The following is a 21731-nucleotide window of genomic DNA, read 5'->3' on the forward strand; positions in this document are numbered from 1 at the left end:
AATGTGCAGGTTCCAAATAGCGGTCAAATTCTGCAGGAAACGCAACCGCCGAATACGATCACTCCCCAACATGACCGCGGACTGAGGATCGGGCGACCCAGCCACAACCGCGCCATAAGCAACGAGTCGTTTCCGGTGCGCGAGATTCAAGTCACCGGTAATACCGCACTGCCGACGTCGACACTGCATACGCTGGTCGCACCGGAAGAAGGCAAGAATCTCACGTTGAACGATCTCGACGAGCTTGCCGATCGCATCACCGATACCTATCACGCGCATGGCTATCCGCTGGCGACCGCTTACGTACCGGCCCAGACCCTGCAAAACGGCGTGGTGCGGATTGCCGTGGTGGAGGCCCATTACGGCCACGTCACCTTGCAGAATCAAAGCGCGGTGGCCGACCACGTGCTGAACGCGACACTCTCGCCCCTGCAATCGGGCCAGCCCGTAACCGATTTCCGCTTGGAGCGGAGTCTGTTGCTGCTGTCTGACGTTCCCGGAGCAACGGTGAATTCGGTGATGCGGCCTGGTACCGAGATTGGCAGTTCCGATCTACTGGTCGACGTTACTCCCGCACCGCGCTACACCGGCACACTCGGGCTGGACGATTTTGGTAACCGCTATACCGATCGCGTGCGGCTCAGCGGCACCTTCGCTGTCAATGGTTTGTTCCACCAAGGCGATGTGCTGGATTTCAGCGGTGTGACGTCCGGTTCCGGTATGAACTACGGACGCATTGGTTACAAATATTTGTTGAACGGCGAGGGTACGGTACTGGGTGCGGCGGTGACCGACCTGGACTACCACCTCGGCAACGGTCTCCAGAGCCTGCATGCACACGGCACGGCGCAAGTGGCGAGCATCAATCTCTCGCAGCCGTTCATCCGAAACACTGCCGGCAACTTGTACGGCCAGGTTGAGTTTGATCACAAGCGCCTGCACGACGATATCGACATCGCCAATGTCGAGACCAACCGGCATACGAATTCCTGGACGGCGACGCTGGCCGGTGACCAGCGTGACATCACGGGTGTCACCAACTTCAATGTCAGCGGCACGTACGGCCGTCTCTATTTCAACAACCTGTTCGCCGAATTCGCCGATTTTCTGGGGGCGCGTACCGCAGGCAGCTACACCAAGTTCAATCTGTCCCTCTCGCGCCTGCAACAATTCGGCCGGACCGACGCCTTATACGTCGGTTTCTCAGGACAATGGTCGAACAAAAATCTGGATACATCCGAACAGTTTTATCTGGGCGGACCCAGTACCGTGAGAGGCTATGACGTCGGTGCGATATCCGGTGCACGAGGCGACTTGGTCAATATCGAATACCGTCACGACTTCACTGTCGCGCCCATGCCAGGCCCGTGGCAGGCTTCGATATTTCTCGATAGTGGCCACGTGGTGGCTTATAAAACGCCGTTTTTGCTCGGGCCCAACTATGCGCGGTTAAATAGCATCGGCCTCGGCTTGCATTGGGTGGCCTCGGATAACTGGGTTCTTAGCGCAAGCGTGGCCAAACCCATCGGTAATCGGCCGCTGCTGCTCGGCAATAACGGCAGCACGTCGACGCATTTCTGGTTTCAGGTGCAGAAGGGCTTTTACTGATCGAAGCGCCTCATGCGAGCAGCGGTCGTCCCGGCGAATGCAGGGACGACACGTTGGTTACATCAGTTCGACCCACGCAGCGCTGTGAATCCAGAACTGCTCGCGCGACTGGATCCAGCCGGCCGCATCTTCATAGACCAGCCAGGCGTTGAGCACGTCGAGCAGATCCTGGTCGTTGCGACGCACGGCAAAGGCATGCGCTGTTTTGCCGTAATTGCTAACATCGAGCGTGCGCAGCTGATCCTGGTAGGAGTGGGCGAGGGCATCCGGCAACGGCTGCTCGGCGATCAGCCCGTCCAACGTGCCGCTACGCAAATCCTGGATCGCCTTGCTTTCATCATTGATTTCCACCAGATCGCTATTGCCTAGGTATTCCTTGGCCGATGCAGCGGTCACCGTGCCCGAAAGCACACCGACACGGTGCTTGCCGCTGCCGGTTTCCAATGCCAGCAGATCATCTTTGCCCAGCGACTTGCGATTCACCACCAAGCCCAGCGCAAAGCTGCCGTAAGGCTGGCTGTATTTCACCAGCAGGGCGCGTTGCGGTGTCACGCTAAGGCCCGCAGCCAGCAAGTCGAAGCGACCCGCGTGCAGGTCCTCTATGCCCGTAGTCCAGGTTGTGGGCACTAGCTCGATCTTCCAGCGCATGTCTTGCGCGAACTGTTGCACCAGATCGACATCCAGGCCGAGCCATTGACCGCTTTTATCGTGCAGTACCCAGGGTGCATTGGTGGCGACGCCGACCCGCAAGACGCCATTTTTCTGGATGTTCGCAAGGGTATTGCTCGATGGCCGAGGACTGCTGTGGGCAACGTGGGCAGCGCGGGCCGAGGCCGCCGAAGTAGAAGAAATCATGGGTGCGTGAATCCATGCACCAACCAGAACAAAAGTTGCCAGACAGGCCACTATCCGAAGCAAGCGCATATCCATCCCCTTTGTTGGCGACGAGTTGTCAACTTACGAAGCGATCTTCAACTTATCGAGCTTCACCTGCAAGCTCATATCACTGCCGCCGTGGCAGAAAGGTCGCGTATAAGTCATGTGAATTTTCGCGAAATGATGGCCTAGACAAGCTTTTGGTTTGTAGAAAAAAGGCATACACGCAAGTATCGATCGTGGCGTATAGTTCGACGGCTTGGCGCGCATCGGGGGTGCGGTTCGCGTCCGACAGCTGATGAAGCCGTCGTGTTTTCGAAGTAAATACCAGACAACAACGGGATGTTGAGGTGGCGCTCTGCACGTTGTTTTCGACAGGGTATTCCGAATTCAACAAACGTAGTGTGGTAGTGCCGATATCACGGAGTCGATCCGTGCAGCGGGATCAGTCGAAGCGGCGCTCGTCGGGTGGCCGTGAGGGTCTTATCCATGGACATGCTGAGTTGCGGCGTTAGTACCGTAGGTAGTTCGGAGTCGTTGGCGCGCGGCGCTTACGATGCGTTACAAGCACAAGCATCATTGGGGCTGAACGTGCTTTGGCAGCCAAAGGCGGCCGAGCAGGTTGGTTGCAACCTATTGGTGATTCCGGTCGAGGTCGAAACACTGGAGTTAGCCACAGAGGAAATCGTCCGCCTGCGCGCGGTGTCGCCGGCGTGCAGCATTATTGTCATCTGCGCCAACCTTGAGCCCGAACAGATAGCTTCTTTGCTAGATGCCGGAGCCTTCGATTTCGTATCGTGGCCTTACTCCAATCATGAACTGTGCATGCGCATGCAGCGCGCGGCCGGCTTGATATCGCACCCACGGCTGGACGATTCGTCGGCGATAAAGATAGCCCGTGCTCATAACCTGATCGGGTCGAGCGCCTGTTTCGTCAAGCAGCTGTCGGCGCTACCGATCATCGCCGGTTGCGATGCAAGCGTACTGATCCTCGGTGAAACCGGTACCGGCAAGGAAGTGTTCGCTCGCACGATCCATTACCTGTCGCCACGCGCTTCGCGCCCGCTGGTGGGGATTAATTGTGGGGCGATTCCCACGGAGTTGATGGAAAGCGAATTGTTCGGCTGCGTGCGCGGCGCCTATACGTCGGCGCACGCGGCACGCAGCGGCCTGGTCCGTGAAGCAGAAGGTGGCACGCTGTTTCTCGATGAAATCGATTCGCTGCCTTTGAGTGCTCAGACCAAGTTGTTGCGGTTCTTGCAGGAAAAGGAATATCGGCCCGTTGGCGGCAATGTCTGCCATGCCGATGTGCGCATGATCGCTGCCAGCAATCACGATCTGGCAGGACTGGTGGAACACAATTCGTTTCGGCGCGACCTGTACTTTCGGCTCAATGTGCTGAATGTGACTCTGCCTTCTCTCCGCGCGCGCCGCGACGATATTCCCGAGCTGGCGAGACATTTTACGGAGCAGTGCTGCCAACAACGCCACCGTTCCGCCATCAGCCTCACGGCGCAAGCGCTGCGCAAGCTCGTGGGATACGATTGGCCCGGCAACGTGCGTGAACTGCACAACGTCATCGAGCGGGCGGTGCTTTTCTGTCAGAGCTCGTTTATTGGTGCCGAGGACGTGCAGTTGCCCGTCGAAGAGGCAATTGAAACGGGTGCAGAATCCTTTCGCGCTGCCAAGGCGCGGACGGTCGAAGCTTTCGAGCGCAGTTACATCGAGCGCGTGCTTTCCTTGAACGCCGGTAATATTACGCGTGCAGCATCGGACGCACAAAAGAACCGTCGCGCATTCTTCGCGTTAATGCGCAAGCATGCCATCGTCGCGGAGCAGTTTCGTGACGATCGAAAGTAGTCTCGTGATTATGTGTAGCAAAAGCACGACGCGACTTTATCGCGTGAGACTAACCTTGATCAGGTAATCTCCACCACCAATGCGATTGAGGAAGTCGGGGATCGATCTTTTCTTCGGGCAAAAAGCCTTCACGTGAGCCCCACTCATGCATTTGCTCATCGAGTTCACGTGTGTCGATTTCTTGGACGAATGGTCCGAAGTCGCTGGCCCGATAAAGGTCAAAAAAGTATTGGAGTCCGGAACGCTGTCTGCAAAGTTGTTCCCATTCGTCATATTCCCAAGACTTCTGATAGGCCTGAAGCAAATAACCGGGGTAGCTGAATAGGGCTACGCAGTCCTTGATCAGAGTGGGCGACGTTTCATCGACGAAGCTCGATAACTCTGGAGTGGCCCGAAATCCATGGTCGTCCGCATAGACCAAACCCATTTCATACAGGGAACTCATAAAGTCGGCGACCGATCGAAAGCTTGTTGTACCAGCTGGGCGCGCATCAATATTTAGCAAGCGGATGCGCGCTTGACTCAGTGCTGATGGGTGAATTGGCGTATTCATTATTTGGAAACTGTCATATAAGTTGCGAGCGAGACTTTGCCGTCCCACGAAACGTTCACCATGGCAGTCATCGTGTAGCTCTTTCCGGCATCCGTCATTTGTCGAGTGTAGATGATGTTGCGCGAGCCATCCTGGTTTACCTTAACGCTAGCAGTTCCCGATTGAATAGTCTTATTGGCGCTCTTCAGGAAGTCAGAAACCCTGTTGCCGGATAGCTCACTGGGAGGCAGCTCGCCAACGTGTTTTTCGACATGATAGCTAGCTGCGGTTTCACTGCCGAATTTCACTTCAGGTAACGCCTTGACCTTTGCCATGGCGTCTACATCGCTTAGGCCACTATCTATCGTTGCTGCGCCAATGCGTCCGCGTAATGCGAGCTTGTTGGCATCCAGCGTCGCTTGAGTTTGCGTTGCGCCTGATCCAGCCCGGGTTGGGTCTCCAGGTTGCCCAAGTTCGTTTTCGACCTTGGCAGCCATGGCTTTTTTGAAACGTGGGCCAAAGCCATCGATTTCCTCACCAAGAGCAGCCTTGGACATTTGCTTTTGTACGATCCCTGGCAGTTTCGCCTTTTCGGCGCTTGTCATAGCAGGGTTGGCCGCAATGCGCTTTTGAACCTCGGTAGAAACCGAGGTTTCATATGCGGCGCTGCGGCTTTCCAATACGTCCTTGAACTTGGCTGCGTAAGCCTCAAAGAGCTCTACGTATTCGTTAGCCGAAGTTGCATGAGCTAGCGCATAGTCGCTGGCTTGCTTTTCCAGGTTGCCCGTTCCCGGACGGTTGGCGTTGACAAGGTCATAAAGACGCCTGCGTTCGGCGTCGCTGATATCGCCTAGCAACTTTGCCCCGCGAGCGTCGGTCTTTGCGCCGATGTCGTTGAGGAATTGATCGACCTTTTTGAGCTGTGCTTCAAATCGCAATCGTTGCCCTGCTGATTTGGATAGTTCGTCGACTAATTGTTTGTCGGCGGTATTGAGGCTCTTGAGGTCGCCAGCTGCAGTCTTCAGCGCTTTCGTTGCCTGCATAAGCTTTTTAACTTCTTCGTCTGTCATGGAGGCGAGTTTGCGAGCGTCGATCTTGATCTGGCCGTCAAGCGAGATCACTCCACCTGCGAGTGTTATTTCGTGTTCGGCAAGGGAACGTCCCTGGAGTAAGGCGAGGCGGTTGGCGAGTCGAGGATCAAGGCGTGCAATCTTCGCCACCTGTGTAATTTGTTCAACGGTTGTTGCTCCGGCTAATGCCCTGAGCGCGTTGTCATCCAAAAGATTGAGGCTTTGCAACACTTCAGCCGGAAGTTGCTTGCTCAGCTCCGCGTTGTTTATAAGGCTGCCGACGCGTGTTCGCATTTGCGACACTTCACGCACAGACAAGGCGAACAAAATCCCTTGTAGGACCAACGTGCCTAATACGCGGACCAAGGCGCTGAGTTTTTCGCCTCGTGACATCGGCGAATCGAGAATCTTGATTATTTGGTCGACGCCTTCGACGCTGATTAGCAAGCCTGAAACCGCGTTGGTCACAAAGCCCGAATAGAGTAGGAACCTTCCTGTCGCGCTAGTGAGTGCTACGGCTTGTGAACCAGCACGCAGCATGCGAATGGCGCTGCTTGCGCCGATCATGCTGCCGGCAATACCCGCTATGTCGAGCGCGATACCCACCGGACTCTTCTGAGCTTTTTGTAAGCGATCGTAGAGGCTTAGCCCTCCAGCTGTTACTCCTGTTGCACCTGCGGCAATAAACAGTACTGCGGCAACCGGTTGACCGCCGGGTACGGCGGCGGCTACGACTCCTGCTACCGTAAGACCAAGGGATGCCCAGCCAACACGACTCGACCATAGCGCCCAATCGGATTCGCCCTTTGTCTCGATAGACTTCGAGCGCGTTGGAATGCCTGACGGGTTGGCCAAAACCTGAAGTTTTATGGTTCCCTTGGGATATGCATTGTTCGTGTCAAAGTCGGCAAGCGCCGCGTCGATGCTGTCGCCGCCGTATTCGACCTTATCTACGCCAGGAAGAAGATCGAGCAGCACGACTTTTTTTGGATCCTCCGCGCTGGGCCCAACGTAGAGCTGCAGTGGCATGGTTTGCCCTGTCTCGCGGTTTACATACGCGGCTCGTATACCGACTTCTTTGCCGTCCGCAATCTTTGCCATCGCGGCGTCGGTTTTCTTCATGTAGTCTCGCCATTTGGCGAGTTCGCCCGCTTTGGCTTGGCTAAGAATGACTTGGCGATAGCTTGCGGTGGTTCCAAGTAACTGCCCGCTGCCATCCAGTTCATCGCAATAGACGGTCCAAACCCGAGCATCGGCAATAACGAAATCCGCGCTCTTCCCATCCTTCGCAAGGTCGTACGCCGCGACCCCCCTAACGTTTACTTTGTTGAAGCCAAGGTAGGACTGCGTGGGCAATAGATCCCAGTATTCCGGCACGACATACCAACGGAATTTCTTCGCACTCGGGCTTGGCGTTATGGTGTAGGTGTTATTGGCGTAATCGGGCGGTCTGCCCGGTACGGCGGGATTCTGACCAGTGCATGTGACAAAAGGTATTTTTCCATCGCCGCTTTGATCTTGCGCTGCGCCTTGCATCAATTCGAGGTTCTTCAGCTCTAGGCCAGCGCGAAAACGATCGTAATTAGGTGCTTTGGTTTTATCGAATGCCTCATCTACGATCTCCGTCTCGCTTCTTACTTTTTGATAGAACTCCAGTTTCTCAGTGGTTTGAGTGTTTAGGTCGGTGAGTTCGCACACGACCGTGTGGCGTCCAGGGAATCCCCACACCGTATCCCACGTTGGATCATTCGGACCGTAGACAAAGAGTGGTTTACCTAGGCGCTGTGCTTCGGATGGGTCGTTCTCACACCACCATTTGTATTGATATTTGGCGCCTAGCTCGGCACCTTTTTCCACTGCATAGGTGATCTTCGTGCCGGGCAGCGCTTCGGACAGCTCTGGTCTGGCTTGGATGCGATGTGTATTGACGCTGGAACTAGATACGACCTTGATTGGAATGATGCCCGACGCATCGAAGTCGGCATCCAGCGGTCTCCAGAACTCCAATAGCAAACCAGCGGCATTAGGAGTCGCGTTGGCATCGGTGCCTACAAAATTGCTTTTGGCTACATCGAATTGATAGTCGCCAACGTCCGGTTTGCCGTTGTAGTAAAGCTTGAGGCTTTCTTTCGTTCCATCCTGAAGATCCAGGATCATCACTCCGCGCTCGCGCAGCAACGTCATTCTCAGGATCTTCTGCGGATTACGAAATAGTGCGGCGCCAAGCGGTGCCTGCTCTTTCACTTCAAAGGGTTTGCCTCGAGCGAACGCCATGCCGGCATCGTCGGCCTCGGCCTCGAGGGCGGCTCGGTCATCAGAGTCAAGCGTTCGCCATGGCAGTGTTACACCGCGTTGGTGCTGAATAGCGTGCGCGATCTCATGACCTAGCAAAAAAAGGTCTTGAAAATTTGTGGCGCTCAGCGCGTTGGCTCGTATATGCACACGACCGTTTCGTGTTACGCCAACCGCTTTTGCGGTATGAGCCGACCCGAGCATTACATCGACATGGAGTGCGCGCGGACCGAAGGTTGCTACGAGGCGGTTCGCTCCCAAATTCGGCGAGGGGGGCGGTGTCGCAAACGGTGGTGTACTGGGTAAAGGCTGGGATGGAGAGTTATTTTCGTTGGGTGCCAGAGTCGGCACGTTCGAGAAGAATGAAGGTGTCGTGGAGCTAAAAGCCGAGTCGATGTCTTCCAGCAATTCTTGTGGATGCGCACGCCTCGCAGCAGACGCGGAGGCCTTACCGGGTTGCTTGACCGCCGTGGTCTTTTGAGGATTCTCCGACGCGGAGTGCGATCCCATCGGTCATGCTCCACATGAGTGAGCGTTCATGGAGAAGTGCTTCCACCATCGTTTCTTCCTTTTTCCTGGATCGCCGCTTCGGCGGCTTTTTCGATGGCGTCGAGTCCTTGCGGGTCTTTCAAGCCCGCGTCTTCGGCCGCCATGCGTGCGATCTTCGCCGCACCTGCTTTTACGCCGTCGCGCGCGGCTTGCTTGATCTTGTCGCGGATGTCCTTGGGCAATGCGCGTGCAACACGATCCACTACTGGATCGATGAGCTTTTCACCGATGATGTCGAGCGCTGATTTGGGACCCGTACCTTTCGGCGCGGGCGGTACAGGGTTCCACATGCCGGGTGGCGCATCATCGTGACGAAACGGTCCGCCCGGGTAGCCACCTTGATCGAGGCGTGGGTGAATCTTGAGATCAATGATTGGCGGTGGCGGTGGTTGAATGAAGATGCTCGGGTTTTCCCGCGCCTTCGGTTCCAATTTTGGTTGGGTGTTGATCGTGGGCATAGCCTTCGGATCGAAGCGCACTTCGACACGCCGGTTTTGCGCATTGGACACTTCGTCCTTGGTCTTTACGGCCAGTGGCGGACCTTCGCCCACGCTTTTCGCGGTGACGATGGCCGAGGGCACCCCGAATTTTTCCAGCGCGTCGGCGGTTACCGTGGCGCGCGCCTGACCTAGCTCGAGGTTATGCGCTTCGGTACCTACCGTATCGGTATGACCGATCACGGTAACGGTGGATTGCGGATACTGGCGCAGCAGCACGGTGATGTTGCGCGCGGTTTTCTGCAGCTCGGTGATGTGCGCCGGCTTGAGATCGGACTTGCCGGTATCGAAGCCGTTTAAAGTGGTCGATCCCACCGCCGCAGCGAGAAACGGCGAGGCATTGTCCAGCATCCGGTCGAGCACCGGTTCATGCTTGGCTTGGTCCGCGCCTTGCAGTGGTTCGCGTTGTACCGTGGCGGAAGCTGCAGTACGTGGGGCAACGGAACGCCCCTGCATCACCGCGTCGGCCGCATGATCGGCCTCGCGCTCGCTGGCATCCGTGCTGCGGCTTACGTCACGCGACTTGGAGCCTTCGGGCTGCGCTACGTGGGCCAACTCATGCGCAAGCAGATGCTGGCCGCTTGCGGAATCCGGCTGATATTGATTGGCACCGAAGACGATGTCCTTGCCGACGGTAAACGCTTGCGCCTGCATGGCATCGGCCGAACGCGCCGCTTGCTCGCCGGTATGAATCCGCACATCGCTGAAATCGGACTGCAGTTGCGTACCGAAGCGCGATTGCAACGCGTTGTCCAGGGGTTTGCCCGGGCTCTGCACCGGGCTTTGAGCAAGCGAGTGGGCTGGCGTTTCGCCCGGCGCCAAGGCCGGAATGCTTGTAGACGAGGGTGGCGTTATCGTCATTGCCGCCTGCGGAGGCAGGATCTTCTGCGTCGATGCCGGCGTGTTGCTTGGGCTCGACATACTTCGCGTCGTCCGCGACGGGGCAGGGCGGATGATTTCACCGGTCGGCTTGGTGGGCCCGTTTCCCATGTCATGCACTTGCCATGCGTTGCCCGAGCCGCACGCAATGCCGGTAGAAATCGCGATCTTCGTTTTGCATGCGTTGTTCCAGGCGTTGCGTTACCTGGGCGTCGCTTTTGCTGAAACCGAGCAGATGGGTGTAACCGGCCCGCGCTGTCTTGGCCGGGTCGAACGCGTCGGCCCAGGTGGGAAAGAGGTATTTGATGTGCACGCCGCGATAGGGTGATTCGGGGTGAAAGCGGTGGTAGTCCAGGCACGTCGACAGCAAAAGCTGCTCGACCATCATGTTGTAACCGTCTTTATCGGGTAGTTCGCGCCATGCAGGCGCGTGGGCGGGATCGCGCACCAGTTTCAGGCCTTGGGTTGCGTAGTAGCGCAAGAAATCCGCGCGCTGGCCCCCGACAATGCCGCAGTTTTCTTCGCGGTAAGCTGGTTCGCCCAACGAACGCGACCATTCCCATTCCACGGGCAACGACAGTCCGTGTTTGGCAAATACCGCTTCGACACTCGACGGCCCGCTCAAAAGATCCAGCGGCGGATGAAACTCAGGTGACTGCGCAAACACGGGTGCATTGGCGATGCTCTGCGGCAACGGTTTCCAGAGGAAGACATCGGTATCGATATGAATGAAAGGGCGATCCTGCAGACTGTAGGCGTAGAGTTTGCCCAGCGCCCACCAGCCGGCTTCTTCATCGCGCAGGGCTTCAAGATCGGTGCTGACGTCGCCGAACTCCAGTCCAAGGCGATCGATCAATAGAGTTTTTCCCGCTTTGTCCGTGACCAACATGGTGTCCGGGTAATGTTTACGCGCTTGCCGCAGCGACAACCCCCATGCGAGCAGATGATGTTGCGGCTCGCGCCAGCTTCTCCCTTGGCGGGCGTAGTACGGCTTGCTCCAGAACGACCAGACCGCGCGCATGGGAACTCTCCTATTGCGTCTGCACCGGCGCGGCTTGTCCGGTGACGGTGAAGCTGGCGTTTTGCGCCGATGCGGAACCTATGGCGCTGGTGATGGAGGCCGTCAGCGTGAACGATTCGGTTTGCCCGTCGGCCGGTGCACCATTGATGGCAATCGTGACGGAAACGCTTTCGTCGCCGGGGTTCACCGCCACGCTGGAGGGCACGCTGGCCACGCTCCCGTCACCCAACAAACTCAGGCTGATCGTCGCCGCTTCCACCGCGCGGTAGTTCAACGCGATTTGCGCTTGTTGCACGATCGGGCTGCTGTTGGTGGACGGTGTGGAGCCGACGATAGTCACGCTGTTTCCTGACTGTTGAACGGTCAGTGCCGAATACGTCAACGTAACTTCGCTCACGGTGAGCACCGGATACAAATAGAACCAGCTTTCGAAGTCGCTTGCTCTTTCGCTATTGCCGGTGGGGAATTGCAGGTCGATGCGCTCGCGCTTGCCGATGCTGGCAGCTGCGCTCTGCCCGAATGCCTGGCCGTCGAGGTAAATCTGCGCGCCACCGGCCGGTGACGCGTAGTGCGTGCGCCCCGGCAGCTTGACGCGAACGCGCGTCGGCAGGTTTTGTGTCATCCCAGCGAGCAAGGCGAGGTCGAGATAGAACAGCGTGAGCTTTTGATAAGCGCTGGCATTTTCGTAAGGAAGGGTCCAACGCAGCGTGTTTTTGGTCAGTGTGACAGTGGAATCCAAAATGGTCTCGTTGCGCGGCACCGTCTGGATGAAATTGAAATATTCAAGATACGCATCGTTGGTCAGCAGTGCCGACTTGTTGGCGACCAAGGGCGACGTCGCACCGCTCCCTTGCTCGGAGAACGCATAGACCGCGCGGTAGTTGTTGTTGGTGTCGCGGGATATCAAAATTGGCGTTTCCAGCGTGACGATCACGTTAGCTGGCGTCAGCGGCGACGTGGGCGGCTGGTCGAACAGCATCGCCAGGCCGCCGTGGATGAGCCTGTCCAACGTCATCACGTCATCGTTTTTCCAATTGATCTTGGTGATATGCAAGGCTTCGGCCTGGATCAGCCCACCAAGATCGGTCAGCGTCGGAAAACGAAGGCGGCAATCGTCCACCTTGAAAATGTCTTGGTAGGCGAAGGCGCTGGTGTTGGCAAATATGTCGCGTCCTTTCGTACCGAAAGAGTCGCGCAGGCAGATGCACGCCAACGGTGCGCGATGCACAACGGTATAGAATGGCGGCTGATACCAGTTGCCGTCGCTGCCGCACGGCGGCCAGTCGATCGTTCCCGTTGCGCTGCGGGCAGGGATGGTCCAGTAATCGCCGGCAACGTAGTTGCCCTTGCCAAAGCACACCTCGATACCGTTCTCCAAAGTAATCCAGCCGCTGGAGACAGGTATGCCGTTCGTGGTGGCCGTGGTATCGGTTTGGTCCCACCGTCGCATGCGCGCATTGCGGCCGGTATCCACGTTTTGCACGGTGGCGGTCATCGTCAGTGTCATTGAGGGCGGATCGATGCTTTGAATCTGGTACAGCGTGCCAGGCTGGTTCGGCGTTTCGCCGAACAGGTTGGTGTCGTCGCTGATCTCCACCCATTGGCCGGTCTGGAAACCCAGATTGGCATCCATGCCGAGACTGTTGACTGTCACCTTGGTGCCCGAAACATTGAGTACCGCAACGACCACCGAGGCGTTTTCGCGCGACCATTTGAAGGTCGCGGAAGAGAGATCGCCCGATTCGTGAATCTCGACGCGGTACAACTGGTTTTCCAGACCCGTGTAGCCGGCGGCCGGCACCGGCTGGCAGCCGCAGTCACCGCTGTTTTCGGCGGTTTGCGCATACAAGCTGCCGGTGTGTTTCGGTGCGATCTCCTTATACAAAATCCGGCAGCATGGACTCATCTCGCGGGTGATTTCGTCGATCGAAAGCGAGGCGGCGGCGTTGGCGGCCGTGTCGATGGCGGTGGGTGTCGCCTGATAGAGCTCCGCCTGGCCCGGCATCAAGTCGGGTGCCGTGGCGGCGGCGCCAGCGGCTATATCTATCGCCGCTTTGTAGATCGGATTGCCCTTGGGTGTGTCGAGGCTCGCCACCACACGCCACACCGTTTGCAGGCGAACCGTCGTATCGGCTTGTCCTAACGCCGGCTCGCCAAGGCACGTGTCGTCCAGCGCCGTCACCATGCGCTGCCAGACTTCAAGAAAGACATGTAGGCAAGCGGTGCTGTCGCCACGGGCGAGTTCTTGCAGCAGCTGTTGTGCGGTTTGCGTACTGGTGGGATCGATCAGAAAGACCTGATCGTCGTAGTGCGTCAGATACGTGTTTTCGCACAGCAGGCCATCGACGTAGTAACGGCCCGCGCCGATGTGGATCTGATAGCCCACAACACTGATCGCGAAGCCCGGGTCGCGCACCGGTCCGCCGTATTCGCCGATGACATCGACCGTTTCGGTGCGCAGTCGATAATCGTCGATGAAACGCTGCTCGTTGCCGTCCGCATCCAGTTCGGTGCGACCCTGCTGCTTGAGCACATCGGTGTAGTGCTTGCCGGGCTCGAAGCGGATTCGACTGAAATCACCTTTCATAGCCTGCACCTGTTTCGCATGGTTTCGCTGTTATGGGTCCGGGGCTGCCTACAAGAGCTCCACGCCAATGCCGTGGAACACCGTCTGTGCAGAGTCGTCTTCGTCGCCGCAACATGTTCTTGGTCGTACGCCGTAGTAGTAGCCGAAGGGCGGAAGAACCGGGCTCGGTAGAGGCTGCGACGGATGCAGAAAGATGCCCGCTTCCAACATCACCGGCAGATATTCCGGTGTGCGTATCTGCACGTTGGATACCGCCTCGGTTTCCTCGATTTGGTAATAAACGCCCATCTGCGAGCCGTTATCCGCGCCACGCCACACGGCCATCGGCACATCGCCGCTCAATAGTGCGTAGGAAGGGTGGCCATAGCGCAGCGTGATGAAATGGGGGGCGAACTTGGCCGCGCTATCGGCATCCGGCGGAAGGCACTCGTAGCAGCGTGGCGTAATCGCCGGGCTCGGCAACGAACAGAAGCGCACGCAACCCACTTGTCGGCGGCTGCACCATAGTGCGGCTGGCCAAGGGTCGTGTTTGCCCAGCCTCGCGAAGAAGATGGTGTTGGAGGCCAGCCGCATCGTGCGAGTGCGCACCTTGCCAACGATGGTGCTGTCTTCCACATGCAGATCCGCGCCCGCCGAATAGCCGTCCGCACCGCTATACGCCACGCAACAGGGCGAATTGGCATCCACGATGCTATTGCATACGCGCACGCTACCCGCAGCGCTGGCGGCGATCGGTCCGGCAATACAGCGCGCGATGCAAAGCGTGGCATCGTTTTCCACGATCACGCTGGGCTCGCATGGCGACAGGCCCGGATTGGCCGCGCCTAACCCTGGTACCAGCGTGCAGTCGGAAAGCTGCACGGCGACTGCGCTGCCGGTGATCGTCAACTGTCCTTCGATCAGCAGACCGTTGATGATGAGTTGGCCGATCGGCGGTATCTCGCCCTCGGACATCGGTGGAGGTGGAAGGCCAATGACATCGATGTTTCCGAGCAGGGTGACGCAAGCGTTGTTCCATGTCATGTCGCGCGGGCCGCCTAGCGGCACCGGCACGGCTGCGGCAATGGCGAGCGTGCTGTCCGAGGCCAGGGTGATGGCGTTCGCGCCGGTCAAATCGATCGCATAACGTTCGAAGCCCGTCAGCACGATGATGCCTGTCGAGCCCGCTGGTTGCAGATTCCATTGCGCGATGGCCGTCGCCAGGTCGGGGAAGGTTGGCGTGCCGACTTGCGCGAAGAAGTTCGCTAGCGCTGGATTTTGCGTCGGCACTTCTTGGCCGAGGCTGGCGGTCCGGTCGTAGGGACCGCCGCCGATGGCCGCTGGGAAGCCGTAGTTGTACGTGACGCTCAAAGATTGCGGTGGGGTGAGATCATCCGCGTACTGAATGCGTCCGAGCTCGGGATCGATGGCGATCTTGCCGGCCTGCACCTTGCACCAGCTTCCACCTGGGCGGTCAGCGAGATTGGCGCAGCAGATTTGTGTAGCTGGAATCGCTGCGTTATCGGCGTACAGCATCATGCTTTGGCCGTAAAAGTCGCTGAGCTCCCGACGGAATTCGCCGCGACGAATCGGCTGCGGCACATCCAGTCGCGTGTTGATGTGCGTGAAGGGTAGGTAGCTGGTCGGCGGCAACGAAAACAGCGGAATGTCCAGGCCGATCGGGTTGAACTTGAAGCGCCGCGCATCCACCACAAACGCCGGTGCCTGGTTGATCGTCCACGGCTGCCAACGCCACAGATGCACGGCGATGTCTGGAATGTTGAAACGTCCTGGACCGTGCAGCGCGATATCCAGCGGCGCCGGATCGGGGTCCTGTACGTCGCGGATGCGCGGCGCGATGCGGCGCACATCCACCGTGCGGTTGCTTTGGTCGAACGCGAGGTCGCTCAGACTGTCCATCACCGCGCTGCGGCGCAGGTTAAGGCATTCGGCAAGGTGCGGGCGCGGCAAGCGCATGCTTTGCGTGGTGATCAGGCGGCGGAATTCCTCCACCACCACGGCCGCGCGACCGGAGACATCCATCGCTACTTGTTGCAAGGCAATCGGCGTGCCCTTGCGGCGGCGATAGCCGATGGTATTGGCGACCTCGGCGCGGCTGTCCAGTCCTGCTGCCGTTTGATAGATCGAGTTGTAGCCGATCAGATCGCCGATATACGGAATGACCCAAGGCATGCACGTTTCGATGAACTGATCATCATAGAGCTGCTCGATGTTTTCTTCGACGATGCCCGACTGCGTGGCGAGCACTTCGAACAGCGCTTGCAACGGCCCGCCGTTGGTGGCGTCACGCGTGCGATACACCGCAGGCAGGAGTGCGAACAGACCGGCGGCGTCGAGGCTCATGACCATACTCCGATGGCGTTCTGGCAAGCCGGATCGAGCAACAGCATCTGCGCGCCTTGCGGCGGCAACGCGCCCGCTGCGCACAATTGCGCGGGCACTGTTCCCGTCGGGCTGCCGGTGGGGAATAGCGCGGTGAGCTGCATGGCGATCACGCCGGGTGTCTGCTGCACGATCTCGATGACATCGCTGGCGGCGACGTTCTGGCCGAGCAGGCGATTGTCGAAGGCAAACGCGGCGACCAGGTTTTGCCAAACTTGCGGCAGAACGAGTGTGGGGTCGTAATTCTCGTCGTCGACCAGCACGTTGGCGGCGATCTGGAACAACACCGGATCGTAGGACACCACTTGCAACGGCACATACTTGTTGCCGTACATGTGCAGTGATTCGATCAGGTGAACGATCACGGTATCGGTCGGCTGGAAGGTGGCACCCTCAGGGCCGGCGACCGTGAGGAAAACGCCGCGCGTACCGTTGAAGTAGGTCCACGACGCGGTGGCCTTGGCGACACCTGCGAAGTTCAATGCATAGTTTTGATAATCCTCCAGCGACACGACGCGGCCGATGGTAAGCGTCGGCAACGGCGCGCGTGCGCGCGCATCGTCGGCCGTAGCGGGATCGGCACCGCCTGCCGCGGCACTGGGGTTGATTACGGCGCGCAGCCCTTGCGGCCGATCCAGCGGCTGCGACAACTGGCCTGCGGCCACCATGCCGGCGCTGCCGATGCCCTTGCGGTACACCGCGCGAACATTCATCTGCCCGGTGGACGTCCGTGCGCCGTTGATGCCATCGCCGAACTGCACCACCGTAAAGCCGCTCTGGTTGACGCGCGTGACAAACACGCGATCGGCCGGTCCGGCGGCCAGCAGGTTCGGTACCTCGTGCCATTGCAGGTTGTTGACCCAGACTTGCAGTGTCGATTGCGTGCCGTTGTTGCCAGTTGACGTTACGTAGGTCAGTGGCGATTGTTTGAGTGTGAAAGTCAAGGCGGCATTGGTGGCGTCGCCGGAACCGAGCAACTCCTGTACCGTTTCGCCGTTGCTGGCGTTCACGGCGTTGGCGTTTACCGTCGTAGTGCCTGCATCGTACAAACGGCTGAGGTTGCCACCCAGACCAAGCGTCGTGATATCGCCGGCTACTGATGGTGTGGAGACATCGGAGGCTTCACCGGTCACGGCATCCTTCTTGTCCGATGGCAGCAGTTGCACATAGATATCGTCGATCTGCAGCTCGCCGGAGACGCCGCTGAGCGTGATCACGCTCCACACTGGCGTGCCGCTCGTATTCGTTACGGGCGGATAGGCATCGATCAGGAAAATCTGGTTGTCCGCTACCTGCAGCGACGTAGAGGAATTGGCTGGCGAAAACGTCGCCCCCGCTCCTGGAAACACCTGCAGGCGTACGCGTTTGCCGGAAATGCCCAGTGGCTGACCGGCGGCGATTTGTTGACCGCCCATCACCGAAATGCTGTTGCCGCCCACTGGTGCAAGCATGCCCGACTGCACGGTGTAGCCGGGGTTGGCGCTCCACTGCGTCAACGGCAAATTGGCGAGCTGCAGTTGCACGCTCTGCACATACACGGTGACGTTGCGCGTATCGCTTTCGAAGCTCGACAGCGCGTTGTCCATCGATGAAAACGCCGTTCCTGTCAGCGTCTGCACCACGCCAAAGGTGAGCCGGGTAGTCTTGGCCGTGAGTGTGTAGCGGTTGGGATTGGACTCGTTCGCCGCGGCGACCGTAAACACCGCGGTATTGTTTGAGCCAAAAAAGGCCACCCATTCCGTGGTGTTGGTGGCGGGCACAAGTCCCGCGTATGAAGCATCGAGATTGAGTTGATCGCTTCCGTCGGAATAGCTCGTGTAGCTCCAGTCGTCGCCTAGCGTGCTAGGTGCGCCACCGATCTCGCTACCCACTGCACCGCTAGGCAAAGTGGCCGGGTTGGGTGCCTGCACGCCGTACAGTGCGGCTTTTTTCCGGAAGATATACAGACAGACATCGTCGGTGGTCATGCCGCCGGTAAAGACAGGCAACAACGCACTGTCCCAGCTGATCTGCGTCATGCCATTGACGGAGTCCAGAGTGACCGCCGTGACAAAGTGCACGTCGCTTGAACCGTTGGTGTCGGCGACGCCAGCCGTGGCGGTAACGAATAGCAGCAAGTCGCCGACGTTGATGCTGTTGGCTGTGCCCTGGATCCATGTGCTGGTATCGCCGCCAGCCAGTTGCCACGGTAGGCTTGTTTGCGCGGGCAGCGCGTTGTAGCCGATCTGTGCGGTGATGTCCGACGAGGTCTCGAACACCTGCGGCGTCTGGCCCGGTCCGGGCACGCTTTGCACGCGTGTGCCGGCGGCAATCAGCACGTTGTCCGGCGACCCCGGCGCATCGGAAAGCGTAAATGCCAATACATCGGTGGCCGCAACGCCAGGCGACGGCACATACCCGATCAGTCGCGACAGTTCGAACACCGAGCGCTGATCGATGGCCGTGCGCAAATACGCTTCGTTGGCAAAGCGCTCCTGATAGAAAGTCAGGATATCCAGCACCACAGCCCAGCTGTCGAGCAGCCCAATCGTGAAATCGGCAGGATCGCGCGTACGCAGCAAACTCATCGGCGTATACGCCGACTGCGACAGGCAGGCCAGCATGCTGGCATTGAACGTGGCGTAACGGCCCACGCGATAGCTGATCGCCGGCAGGGCGGGGCGATTGCCGATAAATTCCGGCGTCTCCAGCGTGACGCCGGTGCAGCAACCGCATAGTTGCTCGATGGTGGTCGGACACGCGCTCATTTACCGCCGTCCAGTTGCAGCGTGAACACGCCGCGGTCGAGATGGTTGGGGTCGTTGTCGCAGCTGGCGATCTCCAGCGGACCCAGGCTGATGTAACCCTGCGCAATGCCGTTCACCCAGGGCTGGTCAAGGCGGCCGAATGTGGTGAGCGTGGCGGAGACCACGCCATCGACCGACTGTGCCGCCGCGACCAACGGACTGGCATACACCGTTTCGCCGAAAATGAAATTGTCGGCGTTGAGCAGGCCGGGTTGTCCACTGCATTGATCGCCGGTAATAAACAGCTTCAACAGGGCGGCATACACATCGCCGCGGAAATGATCCGGCGCTACGCAAATCTGCAATACGATGTTCAATCCGACTATGTGAGCCGGCTCAACGGCCAGGTCAATGCCCAGCATACGTAGCAGGTTGAGGCGACGCTTGGTGTCGTGTACCAGGTGCTTCGTCAGCGCGCCCTGGGGCTCCACTGACACAAAGACGCTGTACCAGCTTCCGGTCCAACGCAGCGTGCCGCGCGCCTGGCGAATGCCCGGAAACGTCGCTGTCCTCACGCTGTAGTCGTCCTCGGTCACGCAACGTTCCTGCGTCTGAAACGCAAACGGTGCGTATTGACGGATATGTTCCATATCTTCCGGATCGGTACCGCCCGCTGCGGCAAGGGGATTACGCACGCTACGGATCTGTTTGGGATTGCCGATCATGTGCGCGATGCAGTCGTGACCGACGTTGCCGACACTGCCGTTGCCGATGCGATAGTTGGCGGTGAATTGCAGCCCCGGATCGGGTGCTTCGCCGTATTGGCCGTCGCCGAAGCGCAGGAACACGGAACCGTCGTATTCGATCTCCGGTACGAAGCTGTTGCTGTTCGGGTGGCTGCCGAGGATGTCTTCGGTCACGGTCCAGTTGCGGCCGTCATCGCTGCTCAGCGCAATCTGCGGCAAAGCGGTATCCGGGCCGGCGGCAGTAAAAGCCGATGCGGCGGCGGTGGGGTCGTAGACGTGGGCGAAGGTCAACGGCGATTTCGGCAGTTCCGGATAGAAACGTGCATGCGGTGGCAGCAACGCTGCTGCCGCCACGGTGGCGGTGTCGCAATCGCAGCTTGCTTCCACTTGTGGCGTCGGTGGCAGCGCAGGAACTACGCCGGGAATGTCGTCATTGACTGTAATGCCGTGATCCGCGGGCACGATATTGCCGCGTACAACGCTCACATCGGGCACTTCCACCGGGCCGCTGTCGCCCTGATAGGTCGACGAAAGGCAAAGTGGAAACGGCAACGCGTCATCGGCCGACCATGTGACCTGCGTAATGAACTGACCATTGAGCGGATCGAACAACAAGTTGCCGGCATCGTTGGTCGTGCGCACGCTGGTGAGACGCACCGCCCAACGGTGCGTTGGATCGGCGTCGTCCGGGCTGCCAGTGAGCGGACCCACTACTTCCTCGAATATGAGCACGGTGCCGACCGTTAGCGTGGCGAGCGTATTGACGAAAGTCGCTTGCGTTGCGCCGGCGGGAAGACAACAGTTGCTGTCGCTCCAGGTATAGAAATGGATTTCGTTTTGTTCCTGACGCAAGGTGACGGCGCACAGACTGCTGAAAATTGGTTGCTTGCTGTTTAACAGCAGATCGGCGTGAATCAGGTCCAGCGGATCGACTACCGCTGCTTCGCCCGGCGTACGCACGTAGAACGCCGTACCTTGGGGAACCAACAGCCCATCAACCAAGGTATCCAGATAGACCCAGGCGCGTGCATTGCAACCTTCGCCGATCATGTAGTCGACCAAACGTGCATGACGACGTAGAGAAATGCGGCTGCGTGCCGTGCCGATATAGGCTTCGGTGCTCACCGAATCCTGCTGGTAGCTGAGATGATCGGCGGCATAAGCCAACGACTCGATGATAGCGACGCCAAGGTCAGCGGCATGCGTTTCGGTCCAGTCGGGTACCAGCACCGCGAGACGGTCGCGCATCACCTGCACGAAGCCGCTGTAATCCTTGGCGAGATAATTGATATCCGGCGGCGCGACAGCCGGCGACGGGCAGCATTGCTGCGGGTGGCAATCCACGGGCGAGGGGCAGCCCGCCTTGAACGAAAACGTTACTGTCGATAATTGCGGATCGAGACCCGCAGGCGGATCGATGCCGCCGGCCTGATCGACCAGCGTGAAGGTGTACGGCGAAAAGTCGCCGGTGTTGTCGAGCGTCACGACGACGACGAGCGGATCGTCTTGCGTCGCCGCGTCGATGTTTACCACCTGCAGCGGGGTATCGCCCGTCAGTACGATATTGCCGGCGGTGAGATTCAGCGCGCGCGCATCCTTAAGGAACGTCACGGCCAGTTGCTTGCCGCAGCCGGGATGGTCGGTCAGCACTTCCAGATAATCGATGCCGTTGAGCAGACCGCTGCGCAGTACCAGATCGCGCCGGTTTTTCTGGGAGCAGAAGTAAATCATGAGCCCGCTCCCATACCCGTTGCGCCGTAAACGAACTGCTGCGTCTGTTGCTGCTGGGTTTGCAGCACGACATAGACCACCGTGATCTGCAAAGTGGCATCGTTGGCCACGACCGTCACCGACTGCACGCGGATCAGATCCGACAACCACATCTGGAGACTGGCCTGGATCACGTTTTGCTGTGCCGTGGCGAGCACATCGCTGTTCGGCGCGAACACCAATTGCGCGGTACCACTGCCGAAGGTTGGCCGATTCACGCGCTCGCCGGGCGAGGTGAATAGGATTTGCTCGATCATGTCGCCGATATGGCTCAGCGGATCGGTCTGTGCCGTATGACCAGTAGTGTCGAAGTTGTAGGGGAAGGCGATATTCATG

The 21731-nt window shown here is 58.8% G+C and carries 12 protein-coding genes; 2 read left to right on the top strand and 10 right to left on the bottom strand.

The window, feature by feature from the left end:
* Nucleotides 1-135: 135 nt before the first annotated feature.
* Nucleotides 136-1608 carry a ShlB/FhaC/HecB family hemolysin secretion/activation protein gene (locus QQL64_RS04395; protein WP_284396257.1) on the top strand — a complete coding sequence of 491 codons (1473 nt, stop codon included), beginning with the start codon at nucleotides 136-138 and terminating at the stop codon, nucleotides 1606-1608.
* 57 nt (nucleotides 1609-1665) lie between these two features.
* On the opposite strand, the gene QQL64_RS04400 is transcribed toward QQL64_RS04395, so the two are convergent.
* The gene (locus QQL64_RS04400; protein ID WP_284396260.1) at nucleotides 1666-2463 is read right to left on the bottom strand and encodes an ABC transporter substrate-binding protein; all 798 of its coding nucleotides are present in this window, start codon (nucleotides 2461-2463) and stop codon (nucleotides 1666-1668) included.
* A gap of 558 nt (nucleotides 2464-3021) precedes the next feature.
* Here QQL64_RS04400 and QQL64_RS04405 point away from each other — a divergent pair.
* A complete protein-coding gene (locus QQL64_RS04405; protein ID WP_284396263.1) occupies nucleotides 3022-4344 on the top strand; it encodes a sigma-54 dependent transcriptional regulator in 1323 nt (440 codons plus the stop codon).
* A 49-nt stretch (nucleotides 4345-4393) separates the two neighbouring features.
* Here the strand turns inward: QQL64_RS04405 and QQL64_RS04410 are convergent, their stop codons facing one another.
* From QQL64_RS04410 to QQL64_RS04450, 9 genes are all read right to left on the bottom strand, one after another.
* Nucleotides 4394-4897, bottom strand: coding sequence for a hypothetical protein (locus QQL64_RS04410; protein ID WP_284396265.1), 504 nt, complete (start codon nucleotides 4895-4897; stop codon nucleotides 4394-4396).
* Entirely contained in the window at nucleotides 4897-8748 is a 3852-nt protein-coding gene (locus QQL64_RS04415) for a hypothetical protein (protein WP_284396269.1), read from the bottom strand. The genes QQL64_RS04410 and QQL64_RS04415 overlap by 1 nt, the downstream gene beginning before the upstream one ends.
* A gap of 26 nt (nucleotides 8749-8774) precedes the next feature.
* Nucleotides 8775-10205 carry an eCIS core domain-containing protein gene (locus tag QQL64_RS04420; RefSeq protein ID WP_284396271.1) on the bottom strand — a complete coding sequence of 477 codons (1431 nt, stop codon included), beginning with the start codon at nucleotides 10203-10205 and terminating at the stop codon, nucleotides 8775-8777.
* 70 nt (nucleotides 10206-10275) lie between these two features.
* Nucleotides 10276-11184, bottom strand: a complete 909-nt coding sequence (locus tag QQL64_RS04425; RefSeq protein ID WP_284396274.1) for a DUF6734 family protein — start codon at nucleotides 11182-11184, stop codon at nucleotides 10276-10278.
* Between the two features lie 10 nt (nucleotides 11185-11194).
* Nucleotides 11195-13771: a DUF6519 domain-containing protein gene (locus QQL64_RS04430; RefSeq protein WP_284396276.1), complete on the bottom strand. Its 2577-nt coding sequence runs from the start codon at nucleotides 13769-13771 to the stop codon at nucleotides 11195-11197.
* A gap of 48 nt (nucleotides 13772-13819) precedes the next feature.
* Entirely contained in the window at nucleotides 13820-16114 is a 2295-nt protein-coding gene (locus QQL64_RS04435) for a hypothetical protein (protein ID WP_284396278.1), read from the bottom strand.
* A complete protein-coding gene (locus QQL64_RS04440; protein WP_284396281.1) occupies nucleotides 16111-18900 on the bottom strand; it encodes a putative baseplate assembly protein in 2790 nt (929 codons plus the stop codon). Before QQL64_RS04440 ends, QQL64_RS04435 begins: the two co-directional genes overlap by 4 nt.
* Nucleotides 18897-21356, bottom strand: a complete 2460-nt coding sequence (locus QQL64_RS04445) for a baseplate J/gp47 family protein (protein WP_284396283.1) — start codon at nucleotides 21354-21356, stop codon at nucleotides 18897-18899. Before QQL64_RS04445 ends, QQL64_RS04440 begins: the two co-directional genes overlap by 4 nt.
* Nucleotides 21353-21730, bottom strand: a complete 378-nt coding sequence (locus QQL64_RS04450; RefSeq protein ID WP_284396286.1) for a GPW/gp25 family protein — start codon at nucleotides 21728-21730, stop codon at nucleotides 21353-21355. Before QQL64_RS04450 ends, QQL64_RS04445 begins: the two co-directional genes overlap by 4 nt.
* Nucleotide 21731: the final 1 nt, after the last annotated feature.

This window comes from Dyella lipolytica (assembly GCF_030160075.1).
GTDB classification, from domain to species: domain Bacteria; phylum Pseudomonadota; class Gammaproteobacteria; order Xanthomonadales; family Rhodanobacteraceae; genus Dyella_B; species Dyella_B lipolytica.

Bases quoted from the DNA above. Each gene is read 5' to 3' on its own strand.
- QQL64_RS04440 (WP_284396281.1), bottom strand. From the start codon at position 18,900: ATGAGCGCGTGTCCGACCACCATCGAGCAACTATGCGGTTGCTGCACC.
- QQL64_RS04425 (WP_284396274.1), bottom strand. From the start codon at position 11,184: ATGCGCGCGGTCTGGTCGTTCTGGAGCAAGCCGTACTACGCCCGCCAA.
- QQL64_RS04420 (WP_284396271.1), bottom strand. From the start codon at position 10,205: ATGTCGAGCCCAAGCAACACGCCGGCATCGACGCAGAAGATCCTGCCT.
- QQL64_RS04415 (WP_284396269.1), bottom strand. From the start codon at position 8,748: ATGGGATCGCACTCCGCGTCGGAGAATCCTCAAAAGACCACGGCGGTC.
- QQL64_RS04410 (WP_284396265.1), bottom strand. From the start codon at position 4,897: ATGAATACGCCAATTCACCCATCAGCACTGAGTCAAGCGCGCATCCGC.
- QQL64_RS04450 (WP_284396286.1), bottom strand. From the start codon at position 21,730: ATGAATATCGCCTTCCCCTACAACTTCGACACTACTGGTCATACGGCA.
- QQL64_RS04435 (WP_284396278.1), bottom strand. From the start codon at position 16,114: ATGAGCCTCGACGCCGCCGGTCTGTTCGCACTCCTGCCTGCGGTGTAT.
- QQL64_RS04445 (WP_284396283.1), bottom strand. From the start codon at position 21,356: ATGATTTACTTCTGCTCCCAGAAAAACCGGCGCGATCTGGTACTGCGC.
- QQL64_RS04430 (WP_284396276.1), bottom strand. From the start codon at position 13,771: ATGAAAGGTGATTTCAGTCGAATCCGCTTCGAGCCCGGCAAGCACTAC.
- QQL64_RS04400 (WP_284396260.1), bottom strand. From the start codon at position 2,463: ATGATTTCTTCTACTTCGGCGGCCTCGGCCCGCGCTGCCCACGTTGCC.